Here is a 16,154-nt window from a genome sequence, read left to right on the forward strand (position 1 = left end):
ACCACGCCCACCCCCGCCACCGCCCGCCCGCGGATCTGCGTCGGCGCCGTCCTCTACGGACTCGTCCTCGCCGCCGCCTCGATCGGCCTGCTCGTCGTCTCGGCCGACCCGGTGCTGCGCGCGCAGGTCGTCGAGCGCGGGATCACGCTCGAGCCCGGCGCCGCGCTCGCCCTGGCCGTCGCGGCGCTCGGCGCCATGGCGCTCCTCCTCGCGCTCGCCCGCCTGCTCGACCGCCGCGCCGCTCGCGACGACGGCTGACCCCGGCGCGGGACGCCGGGTGCTCGCAACCCCCTGCCCCGCGTCCGCCGAGAGGCGCAGACTCGTCCCGGGCGATCGCCCGCTACCCCCTGGAGACGAGACCATGCCCTTCTGCGCCCTCGAGAGCCTCCGCTGATGGAGCTGGGCATCGCCGCGATCGTCGGCGTCTCGGTCCTCGTCGCGGTCGCCGTCTTCTCGCGGCGCCTCGGCGTCGCCGCCCCGATCGTCCTCGTGCTCGCCGGCGTCGGCCTCTCGTACATCCCCGGGGTGCCGGAGGTGGTCGTCCCGCACGAGTGGGTGCTCGACGGCGTGCTGCCGCCGCTGCTCTACGCGGCGGCGCTCAGCGTCCCGTTCATCGACTTCCGCCGGAACCTCACCACCATCACCGGCCTGTCGGTCGTTCTGGTGCTGATCTCGGCGGCCGGCGTCGGCGCGCTCCTCTTCCTCCTCCTCCCCGAGCTCGGGCTGGGCCTGGCGATCGCCGTGGGCGCGATCATCAGCCCGCCCGATGCGGTCGCCGCGACCTCGGTCGGCCGGCGGCTCGGCCTCCCGCCGCGGCTGCTCACCCTGCTCGAGGGCGAGGGGCTGATCAACGACGCGACCGCGCTGGTCCTCCTCCGCTCGGCCCTCGCCGCCGCCGCGGGGACGCTCGCGACGCCGTGGGCCGCGATCGGCGACTTCCTCTACGCGGTCGTCGTGGCCGTCGTGGTCGGGTTCGTGGCCAGCGTCGTCACCGTCTTCGTCCGCTCGCGGCTCGAGGACCCGGTGCTCAACACCGTCCTCTCCTTCATCGTCCCCTTCGTCGCGTTCATCCCCGCCGAGGGCCTGGGCGCCTCGGGCGTGCTCGCCGTGGTCGTCGCCGGCCTGCACACCGGACACGCCTCCTCCCGCGCCTTCACCGCGCAGTCGCGGGTGAACGACCGGATCAACTGGCGGACCGTGCAGTTCCTGCTCGAGAACGGCGTGTTCCTGCTGATCGGGCTCGAGATCCGCTCGCTGATCCACGACGCCGACAGCGCGCGCCTCTCGGTGCCCGGAGCGGTCGGGATCGGGCTGATCGCGGTGGTCGGGCTGATCGTCGTGCGCTTCCTCTGGGTCGGCCCGGTCCTCCTCGGCGAGCGCTGGCAGACCCGCCGGGCCGAGCGCCGGGCTCGCGAGCAGAAGGAGCTGCTCGAGTCGCCCGAGGCGCAGGAGCTGCCGAAGGAGGAGCGCGGCCGGGCGAAGCGGCGCTACCTGCTGCGGCGCAGCGACTACCGGCACTTCAGCCGCAACGGCATCGGCTGGCGCGGCGGTCTGGTGCTCGGCTGGTCCGGGATGCGCGGAGTGGTGACCCTCGCGGCCGCGCAGTCGCTGCCCGAGGACATCCCGTACCGCCCGCAGCTCGTGCTGATCGCCTTCACCGTGGCTGTCGCGACCCTGCTGATCCAGGGCAGCACGCTGCCGCTGCTGATCCGGGCGCTGGGCATCCGCGGGATCGACGTGCCCGAGGACCAGCGCGCACTCGCGGGTCTGCTCGACGAGATCACCGAGAAGGGCCTCTCGGTGCTGGAGCACCCGGGCGACGCCGTCGAGGGCGCCGACGACGTCGCTCCGGACGTCCTGGAGCGGGTGCGCCAGACGTCGTTCCTCCGCTCCGAGGCCGCCTGGGAGCGCTCGCGCGGCACGGAGCGGTCGGTCGCGGACACTCCGCACCGCCTCTACCGGGCCCTGCGGCTCGCCGTGGTCGCCGCCGAGCGGGAGGCGCTGCTGGACGCGCGCTCGCGCCGGGCCTACCCGCAGCGCATCCTCCGCGACGCCCAGTCGCTGCTCGACCTCGAGGAGACGCGGCTGCGGGTCCGGCGGGGCTCCGAGTCCTGAGGGCTCGGGATCGTGACGATCGCTCTCGGGGATGCCCGCGCCGATCCAGGCCCTGTGGAGGAGCGCCGAGCTCCTCGAGTGCGCCATCCGGATCGACCCCTCGGACCACGGCCGTCCGGCCTCCCCGGCAATAGCCCGCCGATGCGTCACCCCCCGTTAAGCCCGCGCGCCCCGCTTCCTCTGGCGCTGCCGTCGCCCCGCCCGTAACCTGCGGATCGCCTGAGAATCGGAAGCTCGATTCGCCCGCACTCGAAGAGGGGTGGCGGGCCGGGGCGGATCCCCTCGGGCGATATCACGAGGGCCGATCCGCGCGCCAGCCCTCGCAGAGAGGGCAGACGGGGCGCTGAGAGGAACGCTATCCCGTGCGGCGCCGGAGCGCACGCCTCACTTCGTTCGAGTGCTCTCAGGTCCAGTCGAGAGCGGAGCGCTCGGCCCAGTAGCGGGCCGGATCCACGGCGAGCGCCGGGAGGTCCGGGAGCTCCCGGGGCTGCGCGCGCAGGTTGGCCCGCAGCTGCTCCGGAGTCGCCGCGCCGCTCAGCACGACGTCGGCCCAGGGCTGCGCGAGGACGGCCCCCAGGGCGACGGCGTCCGGCGCGGCGCCGGCGTGCTCGATCGGGTGCGCCACGAGCCTCCCGTTGGCGAGGGCCTCCTTGACCACCACCAGCCAGCCGTCGTCGTGCGCGGCGGCGAGCGCCCGGCCCGCGGACTGCTCGAGCGGGTTCCAGGTGCTCTGGACCGCGCTGAACGGCGACTCCGGGATCGCGCGGGCGAGCTCGATCACGCGCGCCTGCTCGGGTCCGCTGGTGGAGAGGCCGACGCGCACTCCGGAGCCGGCGAGGCCGCGCAGTCGGTCCAGCAGCGGGCGGTCGGTGAGGGCCGGGCTCTCGGGAGTGATCGAGTGGACGAGGTAGGAGTCAGGCGCCGAGCCGAGCGCGTCGAGCGTGAGCGGCCACTGGCGGTCGAGCATCGCGACCGAGTGCTCCTTGCGCTCGTGCACCGGCGCATCCATCGCCCACCCGCCGACGTACTCGTAGCCCCACTTCGACTCGATCGTGAGCGCCGCCCGCCGCTCCGGATGCCGGGCGAGCCAGCCGCCGAGGAACTCCTCCGCGCGCCCGTAGGAGCGCGCGGCGTCGAGGAAGCGGACGCCGGCGTCCCACGCCGCGTCGAGCAGCAGGTGCGTGCGCTCGCGCAGCGCGTCGACGCTCCGCTCGGCCGCGGGGCCGAGGTCGTCGTCGCGCCCTGCCGTGATGTACGCCGGCCGGCCCACGGCCGCCAGCCCGATCCCGAAGCGCTGCATCCCGCCCACGGTACGCCCGTCCCGGAGCTGCGGCAGCCGCTAGCGTCGAGCGGTGACCTCCGCCCTCGACCGCAGCATCCTCCGGCTCGCCGTCCCGGCGCTGGGCTCGCTGGTCGCCGAGCCGCTGTTCCTGCTCACCGACTCCGCCCTGGTCGGCCATCTCGGCGCCGTCCCGCTCGCCGGGCTCGCGCTGGGCGGCACGGTGCTGCAGACGATCGTCGGCCTGATGGTCTTCCTCGCGTACAGCACGACTCCGCGGGTCGGCCGGGCCCTCGGCGAGGGCGACGAGCGGAGGGCCGTGGCGGCCGGGATCGACGGCGGCTGGCTGGCCCTGCTCCTCGGCGCCGGCATCGCCGTGATGGGCGCGCTGACCGCTCCGGCCGTCGTGGCGCTCTTCGGCGCGGAGCCGGCGGTGGCCGAGGCGGGCGTGCGGTACCTGGCGGTGAGCATGGCCGGGATCCCCGCCATGCTCGGCGTCTTCGCGCTCACCGGGCTCCTCCGCGGCTTCCAGGACACCCGCACTCCGCTGGTGATCGCCGCCGGCGGATTCGCCCTCAACGCCGCTCTCAACGCCGTGCTGATCTACCCGGCCGGCCTGGGGATAACCGGCTCCGCACTGGGGACGGTGATCGCGCAGTGGGCCATGCTCGCGGCCTACGCGGGAGTCGCGCTGCGGCTCGCCCGGAGGGTCGGCGCGCCGCTGCGGCCGCACCTCGCGGGCCTGGCCTCCTCCGCGGGATCCGGCGGCTGGATGCTGCTGCGCACAGCGAGCCTCCGCGCGGCGATCCTGCTCGCGGTCGCGACCGCCACCTCGCTCGGGGCGGAGGAGCTGGGCGCCTTCCAGGTGGCGATGACGCTGTTCTCGACGGTCGCCTTCGCCCTCGACGCGGTGGCGATCGCCGCGCAGGCGATGCTGGGCCGCCTCCTCGGCGCGGGCGACGCCGAGCAGGCCCGAGCCGTCACGAAACGCTGCGTGACCTGGGGAATCGGTGCAGGAGTAGTGCTCGGAGCGCTGGTCACCGGCCTGAGCGGTGTCCTGCCGTACGTCTTCTCGAGCGACCCGGAGGTGCTGCGGCTGCTGCCCGCGGCGATCGCCGTCGTGGGCCTCACCGCTCCGCTCGGCGGCTACGTCTTCGTGCTCGACGGCGTGCTGATCGGCGCCGGCGACGGCCGCTACCTGGCGCTCAGCGGCCTCGCGAACCTCGCCGTCTTCGTCCCGCTCGCCCTGCTCGCCCCCGCCGCGCCCGCCGAATGGCGCCTCCTCGCGCTCTGGCTCGCCTTCGCCGTCGGCTTCCTCGGCGCCCGCGCGGTCACCCTCGGGCTCCGGGTCCGCAGCGACGTCTGGCTCCGCTGATCGCGCTCCTCCCCTGTGGAGAAGCCTGTGGACAACTCCGGTCAGCGCGGCGGTGCGCTGGTGTTCCCGCGGTGGAAGACGGCGTGGAAGCAGACCGCCTCCGCCTCCTCGTCGGCCAGGAGCGCGACCGCGGCCCGTCCCGCCGCACGGCCCTTCTCGACCGCGGGCTGGGCCATCGTCGTGAGGTCGTACTCGGCCGCGAGACCGGGCACCTGCACGCCGTCGAAGCCGACCACCGAGAGGTCCTCGGGCACGCGCAGCCCGCGCTCCTCCGCCGCGAGGATCACGCCCGCGGCCAGCAGATCGCTCTGCGCGACGACCGCGGTCGGCGGCTCCGCCCCCTCGAGCAGCGTGCGGCCCGCGGCGACGCCCTCGTCGACGGAGCTCGCCGCGGCGGCGACGACCGACGCCTCCGGGAAGACGTCCTGCACGCCGAGGAGGCGGTCGACCGGAGTGATGCTGGGGCTCGAGCGCCAGCCGGCCGGGATCGCGCCGCGGCGGCGGTCCTTCGCGAACGGGAGCGCGACCACCGCGACCCGCTCGTGGCCGAGCTCGCGCAGGTGCTCCGCGAGGGTCCGGCTGGCCTCGCGGTTGTCGAGCGAGATCACGGCGCCGCCCAGCTCCGAGAGGCCCTCGACCACGACGACCGGCACCCCCCGGCGGCGCAGCACGGCGACGGAGTCGTCGACCGACGGGCTGCAGCCGACCAGGATCATCGCGTCGACCGGGGCCGTCGCCAGCAGGCCCGCGCCGTCGCCGGTCTCGGTGAGCAGCAGGATCCCGGCGTCGACCCCGCCGAGCACGTCGGCGATCCCGTCGAGCATGGCGATCTTGATCGGGTCGCGGAACGCGTGCAGCATCCGCTCGTCCACGACGACCCCCACGATCCCCGAGCGGCCGCGGCGGAGCGAGCGCGCCCGCGGGTCGGGGCCGGCGTAGTCGAGCTCGGACGCCGCGCGCAGCACCCGCTCCTTCGTGGCCTCCGAGACGGGGCCGGAGCCGCTGAAGACCAGCGAGGCGGTGGAGGGGGACACTCCGGCCCGGCTCGCGACGCGGGCGAGCGTCGGCCGGGGGCTCTTGCGGGGTTCCACGTTCCTCCTCGTGGGGGCGGCGCGCTCGTCGTCGGTTGACCGTCCCCGGGGTTCCGGATAGCTTAGACCGGCTCGCTTCGAATCGATTCGACCGTGCCTCTCGATCCGGTGTCCGGATCCCGCCCGCACCAGGAGAACCGCCATGACCTCGACGTCCGCGCTCACGCGCCCGCAGCTGGTCGCCTGGCGCAACGCCGTCTTCACGATCTTCGTCCTCAGCGGGATCTCCATCGCCACCTGGGTCTCGCGCACCCCCGCCATCCGCGACGAGCTCCAGCTCTCGACCGCCGGAGTGGGCCTGCTGATCCTCTCGATGTCGATCGGCGCGATCGTCGGACTCGCGTTCTCGACGCCGGTCATGGGCGCGATCGGCGCCCGGCGCGGCATGGCGCTCGGCCTCACCGTCTCGGCGGCGGGGCTCGCGGTGCTGGGCGTCTCGGCCGACGTCATCGGCGTCCTCCCAGCGGCCTTCGCCGGCATGGCGATGCTCGGCTTCGGCAACGGAGCGGTCGACGTGATGATGAACGTCGAGGGAGCAGCCAACGAGAAGGCCTTCGGCAAGACGCTCCTGCCGCTGTTCCACGCCTTCTTCAGCCTCGGCACCGTGGCCGGCGCGCTGATCGGCGCGGGCGCCTCCGCCCTGGCCGTGCCCGTCGCCGTCCACCTCGGCGCGATCGCCGTGGTGATCGCCGTGACCGCGGTGATCGCGATCCGCTTCGTCCCGGTCCGCGAGGAGCTCGACACCTCCGGCGCGGCGACCACGGTGAAGCCGCCGGTCCGCGAGCGCGTCGCCGCCTCCCTCGGCGTCTGGCGCGACGGCCGCCTCGTCCTCATCGGCCTGATCATGCTGGGCATGGCCTTCGCCGAGGGCTCCGCGAACGACTGGCTGACCCTGGCGATGGTCGACGGCCACGGCACCGACAAGACGACCGCCGCCGTCGTGTTCGGCGTGTTCGTCGCCGCCATGACCGTCGGACGCGTGATCGGCGGGCCCGTGCTCGACCGCTTCGGCCGCGTCCCGGTGCTGCGCGCCTCCGCCGGGCTCGCGATCGTCGGCATCCTGCTGTTCATCCTCGCCCCGGTCGACGCGCTCGTCGTCGTCGGCGCGGTCGCCTGGGGTCTGGGCTGCTCGCTCGGCTTCCCGGTGGGCATGTCGGCCGCGGCGGAGGGGCCGCACTCGGCCGCCCGTGTCAGCGCGGTGGCGATGCTCGGCTACGTCGCGTTCCTGGTCGGACCGCCGGCGATCGGCTTCCTCGGCGAGCACTACGGCCTGCTGAACGCCCTCTTCCTGGTTCTGGCCCTGGTGGTCGTGGCCGGGCTCGCCTCCCCCGCCGCCCGCAGCCGACGGAGCTGACCGCCGCGCCCTCGACGCCGCCGCAAGCCCCCGTGCGGCCCGGGCGCCCCGACGCGCCTCCCCCTAGGCTTCCCAGGACGGCGGCGGAGGGGGAGCGGATGCGGTACCGAGCGCGCGACGGCGCCCTGCTCCACGTCGACGAGCACGGAGCCGGTCAGGGGCGGCCCCTGGTGGTCGTCCCCGGCGAGCCGGAGCGCCACCCCTCCTATCTCGGCTCGTTCGCCTCGATCGCCTGCACGCGCCGCGTACTCGTGCTGCACCCGCGCGGCGTGGGCGGCTCCGCGGAGCTGCCTCCCGCTCCCCCGGCCACGACGGCCGCCGACGTGGAGGACCTGCGCCGCCACCTCGGCGTCGACGAGCTCGATCTCGCCGCGCACGACTCCGGCTGCCGCGCCGTCCTGCTCGCCGCCGTGGACGCGCCCGAGCGCGTCGCCCACCTGCTCCTGATCGCCCCCGGCACCGCCTGGCTCGGGATCGACGACCGGGCTGCCGGTCACACGACTCCCGCCGGCTCCGACGACACCGCGGCGATCCGCGACGCTCTGCAGCGCCTCGACTGCCCCGCGGTCGTCCTCGGCGGCGAGGACGATCCGGTGACGGGCGTCGCCGCTCTGGAGGCGCTCACCGCGCTCCTGCCGCAGGCGAGCCTGGCCGTCATCGAGTCGAGCGGCCACCACCCGTGGGCGGAGGCGCCGGCCGAGTTCGCGGTCGCGCTGCGCGCCTCGCTCTCGGTGCCGCCGCCCGCTCCTCCGCTCGGCCGCCGGCCTCCCGTCGCCGCGCGCTGAGCCGGGAGCCCGCCGGAGCCGCGCCGTCTATCCTCGACGGGTGCGTCTCGTCATCGCGCGCTGCTCCGTCGACTACACCGGCCGTCTCAGCGCCCACCTCCCGCTCGCCACCCGCCTCCTGCTCGTCAAGGCCGACGGGAGCGTCCTCATCCACTCCGACGGCGGCTCCTACAAGCCGCTGAACTGGATGAGCCCGCCCTGCACGCTGATCACGGGCGAGCCCGACGAGGAGGCGCGCGCCGCGGGAGTGACGCAGCAGTGGACCGTCGCGCACCGCAAGACCGGCGACGCTCTCGTCGTCTCGATCCACGAGGTGCTGCACGATTCGGCGCACGAGCTCGGCGTCGATCCGGGACTCGTCAAGGACGGAGTGGAGTCGCATCTCCAGCGCCTTCTCGCTGAGCAGATCGGCCTCCTCGGAGAGGGGCACACTCTCGTCCGGCGCGAGTACATGACCGCGATCGGCCCGGTCGACATCCTCGCCCGCGATTCCTCGGGAGCCGCCGTCGCCGTCGAGATCAAGCGCCGCGGCGAGATCGACGGAGTGGAGCAGCTCACCCGCTATCTCGAGCTGATGAATCGCGATCCGCACCTCTTCCCGGTGACGGGAGTCTTCGCCGCTCAGGAGATCAAGCCGCAGGCGCGGACTCTCGCCGAGGACCGAGGAATCCGCTGCGTGGTGCTCGACTACGAGGCCATGCGCGGCACCGACGACTCCCACACGCGCCTGTTCTGACAGACACGGCGACAGGCACGGCGAAGGCCCCCGCGATCGGATCACGGGGGCCTTCCGCTCACCGGGCGCGAGGCCCGGGAATGCGGCGTCTCACCGGGCCGAGAGCCCGGCGGCCGCTACTTGTGGGCGGCCTGGTAGGCGGCCTGGACCTCGGAGGGGATGCGTCCGCGGTCGGAGACGGGGTGGCCGTTGGCGTTCGCCCACTCGCGGATGGCCTTGAGCTGCTTGGGGTCGCTCTTGGAGGCGGTCGCGACGCTCGTGGCGGCCGCGGGGCGCGAGCCGACGCGGCGGGCGCTCGAGACGAACTTCTCGAGCGCCGAGTGGAGCTCGGCGATGTTGTCGGGGCCGAGATCGATCTCGTAGTTGGCGCCCTCGATGCTGAAGCGGACGGTACCGCCGTCACCGGAATCGATAAGGGTTCCGTCGATATCGTCGACAAGCGTGATCTTCTGGGCCACTTTTCCTCCTGGAGTTCGCGGGACCGGACTGTCTCGACCCGGACCGGAAGAGACATTACCCCCTTTCACAATCGAGTGCGCCATGAATGGCGCCATTCGTCCCTTTCTCGCGCCATGTCGAGGGGAATGTTCAGGATAAGCGGAGGCAATCAGGGCGGAATCGAGCTGTTCGCCACCAGCCGTCGAATAGAGGACACGGTGTCCGCAGACGGCCGTAACGATTCCGGACACCGATCGCGCGCATTCCCGGGAACCGGACCCGGCGATTCCGATCACGCCCCGGTCTTCGTTAGCGTGGAGTCATGGCACGACGAGGCGGACCCCCTGCACGCCCGGCGCGACCCGGTCCGTACCGCAATGCGGAGGCTCGGGAAGCACTGGAGGCGCTCGTCGCCGCTCCCACCGCCGAGGCCGTCGACCGGCTGCTCGAGGCCTGCCTCGACGGCTCCCTCGTGGTCGACGTCACGGGCTCCCAGCCCGGAGGCGTGCCGCACGTCCGCACCGTCGCGACGACCACCGGGGAGCAGGTCCTGCCGCTGTTCACCTCCACGGACGAGGTGCGCACCGCGGTCCCCCGGCAGCAGCATCCGCAGGTGCAGATGCTGGTCCTCCCCGGACGCGAGGCCTTCGCGCTGATCCGCACCGCCGACTTCGTCGCCGTGCAGCTCGACCCCGGCTCGATCGCCCAGGTCGTCACCCGTTCGTTCGTCGAACGGGCTCTGGACGCCGAACGGCCGTAGAGTGTGGCCCCCGGCGGGGCAGCGCCGGCGTCACCCCGTCCTCCGAGGTCAGGAGCCCGCCATGTCCGACACGACCCTCGCCGCCACCGGCCTCGACGCGCGCGCCGGCACCTGGTCCTGCATCCTGTTCGACCTCGACGGCACGATCACCGACTCGGCCCCCGGCATCACCGGCACCCTCGTCGAGACCTTCGTCGAGCTGGGCCGCCCCGTGCCCGCTCCGGCCGAGCTGCTGGCCTACGTCGGCCCTCCGCTGCTCGAGGCGTTCCGCGAGCTCGGCGGGATGACCGTCGAGGAGGCGCAGGCCGCGCTCGTGGTCTACCGCCGCCGCTACAACGCGGGCGGGCTGTTCGACTCCTCGGTCTACCCGGGGCTGCCCGAGGTGCTGGCGCGCATCGCCGAGGCCGGCGTGCCGCTCTCGCTCGCGACCTCCAAGCCGGAGTCGGCGGCCACGCGCATCCTCGAGCACTACGGACTGGCGCAGTACTTCACGGTGATCTGCGGCGCCTCCGAGGACGAGGTCCGCAGCGCCAAGGCCGACGTCGTGGAGGAGGCGCTGCGCCGGCTCCGCGAGCTCGGCGTCGACCTCTCGGCGCCGGTGATGGTGGGCGACCGCGAGCACGACGTGCAGGGCGCCGCCGCCCACGGCGTGCCGACGATCATGGTCGAGTGGGGCTACGGATCGCCGCTCGAGGCGGTCGGGACGATCGCGCTGGTGTCCGGCGCCGAGGAGCTCGCGGACCTCCTGCTCCCGTGACCTGCGTACGATGAGGGCATGACTGGTCTGGGCGTCGTCCTCTCGTTCGTGCTGTTCCTCGGCGGGATCCTCGTTCTCGGCAACTCGTTCCTGCTGCCCGACATCGCCGGATTCCTCTTCGTCGGCGGCATCCTGATGATCTCGGGATCGCTCGCCGTCGCGTTCCACGTCCTGCCGAAGTCGCAGTAGCCGGGTCGCTCTGAGCGGCCGCCTCCGCGGCTCGCCGCTCCGCTCAGCCCAGCGTGCTCGCGTCGAGGTTGATGACTGCATTGATGTAGACCGCCTCGCCGGCTCCGGCGATCGTCGGGTTCATCCGGAGCAGCTGCTGCACCGGGATCCCGAAGCGCTGCGCGATGTCGAAGAACGTGTCGCCCTGCACCACGGTGTAGCTCACGATGTCCCCCTCCCCATCGCGGGTCGGCTCGCCGTTCGCCCCGGGAACCGCGCCGTTGTCGACCGCGAAGGCGGTCTCGGGGATGTCCGGTGTCGCGTTCGGCGTGAAGGTGACCGTCGCCTCGGGGACCGGCGCGAAGACCGTGGCCGTCGCTTGCGGGAGCGCCGCCGTGACGGTCGGGTCCGGCACCGGAGTCGGCGTCGCCGTGGCGAACACGGTGACCGTGACCGTCGGAGCCGGAGCGGGCGCCGAGCACCCCGCGAGCGCGAGCACACCGGCCAGTGCCGTCGCTCCGATGACCGTCCTGCGCATGTCCCCCGCCCTCCGCGCGCCCCGCGGCGCCCGCTCCACCCTAGGAGACGGGGCGGCCGGGGGCACGTGCGCTGTCGCAGGAGGCCGGTGTGCGGATCCACCGTCGTGGAGGGAGCTCCGCGGTCGTCCGGGCCGGGTCGGCCTCACCGGGACCGGGTCACGACGGGGGCTCGGGGAGCAGGCGCAGCCCGCCGCCGCTGTTCGCCGCGTCCATCAGGAGCTCGACCCAGGTCGGGTTGATCGTCGGCTGCCGGCTCCCCGCGAAATGGAACTGCAGGGCGATGTTCGGGTTCATCCAGAAGGAGTGGCGGCCGCGCGCGCCCTCGGGCATCGAGTCGAGGGTGAGGCTGAAGCGCTCGTCGCGGCGGAACTTCGCGTAGATCACGATCTGGAGGTGGGCCAGGGTCCGGTCCTCGATCTCGATGACGGCGGGAGGAGTGCCGTAGAGGAATTGACCCATGCCGCCAGACTATAGGCCCCTCGGCTTATTACTAGTCAGTCTAGCTATTTCGCCGCGGAGGGTTCCGCCGGGTCGGCTTCGTCCGTATCGTGCCCGTCGCCGTGCTCCGCGTCGATCTCGTCGACGGCCGCGCTCATCCGGCGGAGGAAGTTGACGACGACCTCGGCCTCGGGGGCGTCCAGGTCCTCGGCGATCTCGAGCATCCGGCGGTGCATCTCCTGGAGCGTGGCGCGCACCTCGTCGTCGCTGTCGACGGTCGCCTCCACGACGATCCCGCGCCGGTCGGTCGGGTTGGGCTTGCGCACGAGGTGGCCGCTGCGGACCAGGCGGTCGATGAGGACCGTGGTCGACGCGGACGAGATGGAGAGGTGCGAGGCCAGGTCCTTGCCGGTCACCAGCTCGCCCTTGCGCTGCTGGCGGAGCAGGTACTGGATGGCGATCAGGTCCGTCTCGCCCATCGCCATCCGCTCACGCGTGCGGCGGCGCATCGAGACCTCGGAGACGCGGTACGTGCGCATCGCGCTCAGCACCTCGACAGCGCGGCGGGTGGACGACTCGTCCGGGTACCAGTACCCGGCGCCGCTCCGCAGGCTCGTGTCGCTCATCCGCACATCCTAGACCGGCTGATCACCAGGCCGTCTAGCGAGTCGCCCGCGCCTACGCTGGACCGGTGACCGCCACCCTCGTCGCCAAGGGCCTCTCCGGAGGCTATGCGCACCGCACCCTGTTCGACGGACTCGACCTGACGGTCGCCCCCGGGGACGTGGTGGGCGTCGTCGGGGCGAACGGAGCCGGCAAGTCGACGCTCCTGCGCATCCTCGCGGGCGAGACGGCTCCGCTCGAGGGCTCCGTCGTGCTCTCGCCGGGCGACGCCTTCGTCGGCTGGCTGCCGCAGGAGCACGAGCGCCGCGAGGGCGAGACCGTCGCCGGCTACATCGCGCGCCGCACCGGCTGCGCCGAGGCCTCCGCCGAGCTCGACGCCGCCGCCGCCGCCCTGGCCGACCCCGATCCCGACGGCTCGATCGCGGACCGGTACGCCCTCGCTCTCGACCGCTGGCTCGCGAGCGGCGCGGCCGACCTCGACGAGCGCACCCCGGTCGTCCTGGCCGACCTGGGCCTGTCGCTCGGCGCCGCGGCCGCCTCCTCGACGATGACCTCCCTCTCCGGCGGGCAGGCGGCGCGGGTCGGCCTCGCGGCACTGCTGCTCTCGCGCTTCGACGTGGTGCTGCTCGACGAGCCGACCAACGACCTCGACCTCGACGGCCTGGAGCGCCTGGAGGCCTTCGTCCGCGGGCTCCGCGGCGGCGCGGTCCTCGTGAGCCACGATCGCGAGTTCCTCGCCCGCAGCGTCACCCGCGTGCTCGAGCTCGATCTCGCGCAGGGCACCAACCGGGTCTACGGAGGCGGCTACGACGCGTTCCTGGAGGAGCGCGAGACCGCGCGCCGCCAGCGCCGCGAGAAGTACGAGGACTTCGCCGAGCAGAAGGCCGACCTGGTCTCCCGCGCCCGCACCCAGCGGGAGTGGTCGAGCCAGGGCGTGCGCAACGCGATGAAGAAGGCCCCCGACAACGACAAGATCCGCCGCAAGGCCTCGGCGGAGTCGAGCGAGAAGCAGGCGCAGAAGGTGCGCCAGATGGAGAGCCGGATCGCGCGGCTCGAGGAGGTCGAGGAGCCGCGCAAGGAGTGGCAGCTCGCCTTCACGATCGGCAGCGCCCCGCGCTCGAGCTCGGTCGTCTCGACGCTGAACGGCGCGGTCGCCCGCCGCGGCGCCTTCACGCTCGGGCCGGTGTCGCTCCAGGTCGACGCGGGCGACCGGATCGGCATCACCGGGCCCAACGGCGCCGGCAAGTCGACGCTGCTGTCGCTCCTCCTCGGCCGCGCCGAGCCGGAGGAGGGCGGCGCCTCCCTCGGAGCGAGCGTGGCGATCGGCGAGATCGATCAGGCCCGCGGGATGCTCGCCGCCGAGGTGCCGCTCGCGGACGCGTTCGAGGCGCTGGTGCCCGAGTGGCCGACCGCCGAGGTCCGCACCCTGCTGGCGAAGTTCGGGCTGAAGGCCGACCACGTCGGCCGCCGCGTCGGCGAGCTCTCGCCGGGCGAGCGGACGCGGGCCGCCCTGGCGCTCCTCCAGGCCCGCGGCACGAACCTCCTGGTGCTCGACGAGCCGACCAACCACCTCGACCTCGTCGCCATCGAGCAGCTGGAGGAGGCGCTCGAGGCGTACGAGGGCACCCTGCTGCTGGTCACCCACGACCGGCGGATGCTCGAGACGGTGCAGCTGACGCGGCACTGGCACGTCGAGGCGGGCGTCGTCACGGAGGCGTGACGCCCGCCGCCGCGTCAGTCCCCGGAGGCGCGCGCCGCCTCGTCCTCGCGCCAGCCGGCCTCCTTCTGCACGTACTCGTTGTCGGCGAACTCCGCGAAGTCGCTCTCGTCGGTGATCCGGCGCACCTCGAGGCGGTTGCCGGGCACCAGCGGGCAGCGCAGCGCCCACTCGCGGGCCTGCTCCTTCGAGTCGACCCCGATGATCCAGAAGCCGTTGAAGAGCGACTCGGTCGGGCCGTAGGCGCCGTCGACGACGGTCGGCGGCTCGGAGGAGAAGTCGACCACGAAGCCGGAGGAGGCGACGTCGTCGGCCAGGCCGTCGCCCGAGAGCAGCACGCCCGCCTCGATCATCGCCTCGTTGTACTGCCCCATCCGGGTGATGATCTCGTCGAACGGGATGGAGGCGTAGGCCTCCTTCGCCGCATCGGTCGCGCGCATGATCAGCATGTACTTCATCGGGTCTCCCTGGGGTCGGTGCGCGGGGGCGCAGGGCCTACTCTGGCCCATCCGGGGTGCCGGCGGAACGGTGGGTCCCGAGCGTCTGCGCCACGGGGGCGAGCGCGGAGCGACGGACCTTGCCCGCGTCGCTCCGAACGGGCTCGTGCACGATCCGGAGGGCCCGGAGGCGCCGCTCAGCGCCCAGCTCGGCGTTCGCCCGAGCGAGCAGACCGGCCGGGTCCACGCCCGCGTCGCCCACGTCGACGACCGCCTCCACCGCCTGCCCCAGCTCCGTGTCCGGCACGCCGAAGGCGACCGCCCCGCGGACTCCGGGCAGGGCCTCCAGCACCCGCTCGACCTCGGCCGGCCAGACGCTCACTCCGCCCCGGAGGATCAGATCGTCGGCGCGGTCGACCACCCAGAGCCACCCGTCCCCGTCGACGCGGCCGACGTCGCCGAGCGTGTCCCAGCCCTCCTCCGTCCGCCGCGAGCCCGCGCCGAGGTAGCGGTAGGCGGGGGCCTCGCCGCGGTGCAGCCAGATGCGGCCGAGCTCGCCGGTCGGAGCCTCCGTGCCGTCCTCCCGCAGGATGCGCAGGGTCGTCCCGCTGATCGGCCGTCCGACACTGCCCGGGTGCTCCAGCCACTCCCGGCCCGTGATCATCGTCAGTCCGTTCGACTCGCTGCCCGCATAGACCTCGACCACCCGCTCCGGGCCGAGCCAGCCGATCAGCGCCCGCTTGTCGGCGGGCGCGCAGGGCGCTCCGAGGTGCAGCACCGTCGCGAGCGAGGACACGTCCGCCCCCGACCGCTCGGGCGCAACCAGCAGGCGGCGGATCGTGGTCGGGACGAGCAGGGTCCAGGTGACGCGGTGCTCCTCGATCGCCGCGAGGACCCGGGCGGCGTCGAACCGCGGCAGCAGCACCAGGCGCTGCCCGGTCATCAGCCCGCGGAAGGCGTAGGTGAAGGTCGCCGAGTGCATCAGCGGGCCGCTCACCAGCTGCACGCCCTCGCGCGGCAGGAACGGCGCGACCGGCGCGTCCGGATCCAGCAGCGCCGGGCCCGCGGCCAGCACCACCTTCGGCCGCCCCGTGCTGCCGGAGGAGGTGGGCGCCTTCCAGGACGAGGCCCACCGGTCCTCGAGCGAGCCGGCCGGCACCTCCGGCCCGGGCCGCCAGTCGCCCGCGCGCCACGGGACAGCGGAGGAGGAGGGCGCGCCGATGACGAGCGCCGGCCGCGCGATCCGCTCCACCTCGGCGCGCTCCGCCGCCGACAGCCCGGTCGAGACCGGCTGCGGCACGGCGCCCGCCTTCCAGACCGCCGCGCAGACGACGAGCGCGTCCAGCGAGTTCGAGAGCGAGACGGTGACGAGGTCGTCGGTCCGGACGCCGAGATCGCGGTAGGCGCGGGCGAGGCGGGTGCTCTCGCGGTCGAGCTCCCCCGCCGTCAGCGCGCCCTCGTCGGCCACGGCGACGATCCGGTCGGGATCGGCGTCGGCGAGACCGGTGACGATGCGCGAGATCGACCGGCGGGTCACCGGC

At 73.8% G+C, this 16,154-nt stretch carries 18 protein-coding genes; 10 read left to right on the forward strand and 8 right to left on the reverse strand.

The window, feature by feature from the left end; all coding sequences use genetic code 11:
• Nucleotides 1-258: hypothetical protein (locus C5C29_RS17090; protein ID WP_181128777.1), on the forward strand; the 258-nt coding region annotated here is incomplete at its 5' end.
• A 135-nt stretch (nt 259-393) separates the two neighbouring features.
• Nucleotides 394-2,115, forward strand: a complete 1,722-nt coding sequence (locus C5C29_RS06885; RefSeq protein WP_104308164.1) for a sodium:proton antiporter — start codon at nt 394-396, stop codon at nt 2,113-2,115.
• 403 nt (nt 2,116-2,518) lie between these two features.
• Here C5C29_RS06885 and C5C29_RS06890 read toward each other — a convergent pair whose 3' ends face one another.
• Nucleotides 2,519-3,415, reverse strand: coding sequence for an aldo/keto reductase (locus C5C29_RS06890; protein WP_104225753.1), 897 nt, complete (start codon nt 3,413-3,415; stop codon nt 2,519-2,521).
• Nucleotides 3,416-3,467: 52 nt separating this feature from the next.
• Between C5C29_RS06890 and C5C29_RS06895 the strand changes: the two genes are divergently transcribed.
• Nucleotides 3,468-4,769, forward strand: a complete 1,302-nt coding sequence (locus C5C29_RS06895; RefSeq protein ID WP_104308165.1) for an MATE family efflux transporter — start codon at nt 3,468-3,470, stop codon at nt 4,767-4,769.
• A 41-nt stretch (nt 4,770-4,810) separates the two neighbouring features.
• Here C5C29_RS06895 and C5C29_RS06900 read toward each other — a convergent pair whose 3' ends face one another.
• Nucleotides 4,811-5,860: a LacI family DNA-binding transcriptional regulator gene (locus C5C29_RS06900; protein WP_104335426.1), complete on the reverse strand. Its 1,050-nt coding sequence runs from the start codon at nt 5,858-5,860 to the stop codon at nt 4,811-4,813.
• 142 nt (nt 5,861-6,002) lie between these two features.
• On the opposite strand from C5C29_RS06900, the gene C5C29_RS06905 reads away from it, so the two are divergent.
• The 3 genes from C5C29_RS06905 to nucS all read left to right on the forward strand — a co-directional run bounded on the left by C5C29_RS06905 (nt 6,003) and on the right by nucS (nt 8,735).
• A complete protein-coding gene (locus C5C29_RS06905; protein WP_104225755.1) occupies nt 6,003-7,214 on the forward strand; it encodes an MFS transporter in 1,212 nt (403 codons plus the stop codon).
• 98 nt (nt 7,215-7,312) lie between these two features.
• On the forward strand, nt 7,313-7,999 hold the full coding sequence (locus tag C5C29_RS06910; RefSeq protein WP_104308166.1) for an alpha/beta fold hydrolase: 687 nt from the start codon (nt 7,313-7,315) through the stop codon (nt 7,997-7,999).
• A 40-nt stretch (nt 8,000-8,039) separates the two neighbouring features.
• Nucleotides 8,040-8,735, forward strand: a complete 696-nt coding sequence (nucS, locus tag C5C29_RS06915) for an endonuclease NucS (RefSeq protein ID WP_104222623.1) — start codon at nt 8,040-8,042, stop codon at nt 8,733-8,735.
• Between the two features lie 116 nt (nt 8,736-8,851).
• On the opposite strand, the gene C5C29_RS06920 is transcribed toward nucS, so the two are convergent.
• Complete coding sequence (locus C5C29_RS06920; RefSeq protein WP_104222624.1) at nt 8,852-9,193, reverse strand: Lsr2 family protein; 342 nt, start codon at nt 9,191-9,193, stop codon at nt 8,852-8,854.
• Nucleotides 9,194-9,495: 302 nt separating this feature from the next.
• Between C5C29_RS06920 and C5C29_RS06925 the strand changes: the two genes are divergently transcribed.
• The 3 genes from C5C29_RS06925 to C5C29_RS17095 all read left to right on the forward strand — a co-directional run bounded on the left by C5C29_RS06925 (nt 9,496) and on the right by C5C29_RS17095 (nt 10,879).
• A complete protein-coding gene (locus C5C29_RS06925; protein WP_104262595.1) occupies nt 9,496-9,933 on the forward strand; it encodes an SseB family protein in 438 nt (145 codons plus the stop codon).
• A gap of 61 nt (nt 9,934-9,994) precedes the next feature.
• Entirely contained in the window at nt 9,995-10,690 is a 696-nt protein-coding gene (locus C5C29_RS06930; RefSeq protein WP_104222626.1) for an HAD hydrolase-like protein, read from the forward strand.
• An 18-nt stretch (nt 10,691-10,708) separates the two neighbouring features.
• The gene (locus tag C5C29_RS17095; RefSeq protein WP_159911733.1) at nt 10,709-10,879 is read left to right on the forward strand and encodes a hypothetical protein; all 171 of its coding nucleotides are present in this window, start codon (nt 10,709-10,711) and stop codon (nt 10,877-10,879) included.
• A gap of 43 nt (nt 10,880-10,922) precedes the next feature.
• Here C5C29_RS17095 and C5C29_RS06935 read toward each other — a convergent pair whose 3' ends face one another.
• The 3 genes from C5C29_RS06935 to C5C29_RS06945 all read right to left on the reverse strand — a co-directional run bounded on the left by C5C29_RS06935 (nt 10,923) and on the right by C5C29_RS06945 (nt 12,461).
• A complete protein-coding gene (locus C5C29_RS06935) occupies nt 10,923-11,396 on the reverse strand; it encodes a LysM domain-containing protein (RefSeq protein WP_104222627.1) in 474 nt (157 codons plus the stop codon).
• 157 nt (nt 11,397-11,553) lie between these two features.
• On the reverse strand, nt 11,554-11,856 hold the full coding sequence (locus C5C29_RS06940) for an ATP-dependent DNA ligase (RefSeq protein ID WP_104225758.1): 303 nt from the start codon (nt 11,854-11,856) through the stop codon (nt 11,554-11,556).
• Nucleotides 11,857-11,900: 44 nt separating this feature from the next.
• Entirely contained in the window at nt 11,901-12,461 is a 561-nt protein-coding gene (locus C5C29_RS06945; protein WP_104256423.1) for a MarR family winged helix-turn-helix transcriptional regulator, read from the reverse strand.
• A gap of 65 nt (nt 12,462-12,526) precedes the next feature.
• Here C5C29_RS06945 and C5C29_RS06950 point away from each other — a divergent pair, with 65 nt between their 5' ends.
• Nucleotides 12,527-14,179, forward strand: coding sequence for an ABC-F family ATP-binding cassette domain-containing protein (locus tag C5C29_RS06950; protein WP_104308167.1), 1,653 nt, complete (start codon nt 12,527-12,529; stop codon nt 14,177-14,179).
• Nucleotides 14,180-14,193: 14 nt separating this feature from the next.
• On the opposite strand, the gene C5C29_RS06955 is transcribed toward C5C29_RS06950, so the two are convergent.
• Both C5C29_RS06955 and C5C29_RS06960 read right to left on the reverse strand, forming a co-directional pair.
• On the reverse strand, nt 14,194-14,634 hold the full coding sequence (locus C5C29_RS06955; protein WP_104222630.1) for a YciI family protein: 441 nt from the start codon (nt 14,632-14,634) through the stop codon (nt 14,194-14,196).
• A gap of 37 nt (nt 14,635-14,671) precedes the next feature.
• Nucleotides 14,672-16,150: an AMP-binding protein gene (locus tag C5C29_RS06960; RefSeq protein WP_104262592.1), complete on the reverse strand. Its 1,479-nt coding sequence runs from the start codon at nt 16,148-16,150 to the stop codon at nt 14,672-14,674.
• Between the last annotated feature and the right edge of the window lie 4 nt (nt 16,151-16,154).

It is taken from the genome of Rathayibacter sp. AY1H2 (assembly GCF_002931985.1).
Classification (GTDB): Bacteria; Actinomycetota; Actinomycetes; order Actinomycetales; family Microbacteriaceae; genus Rathayibacter.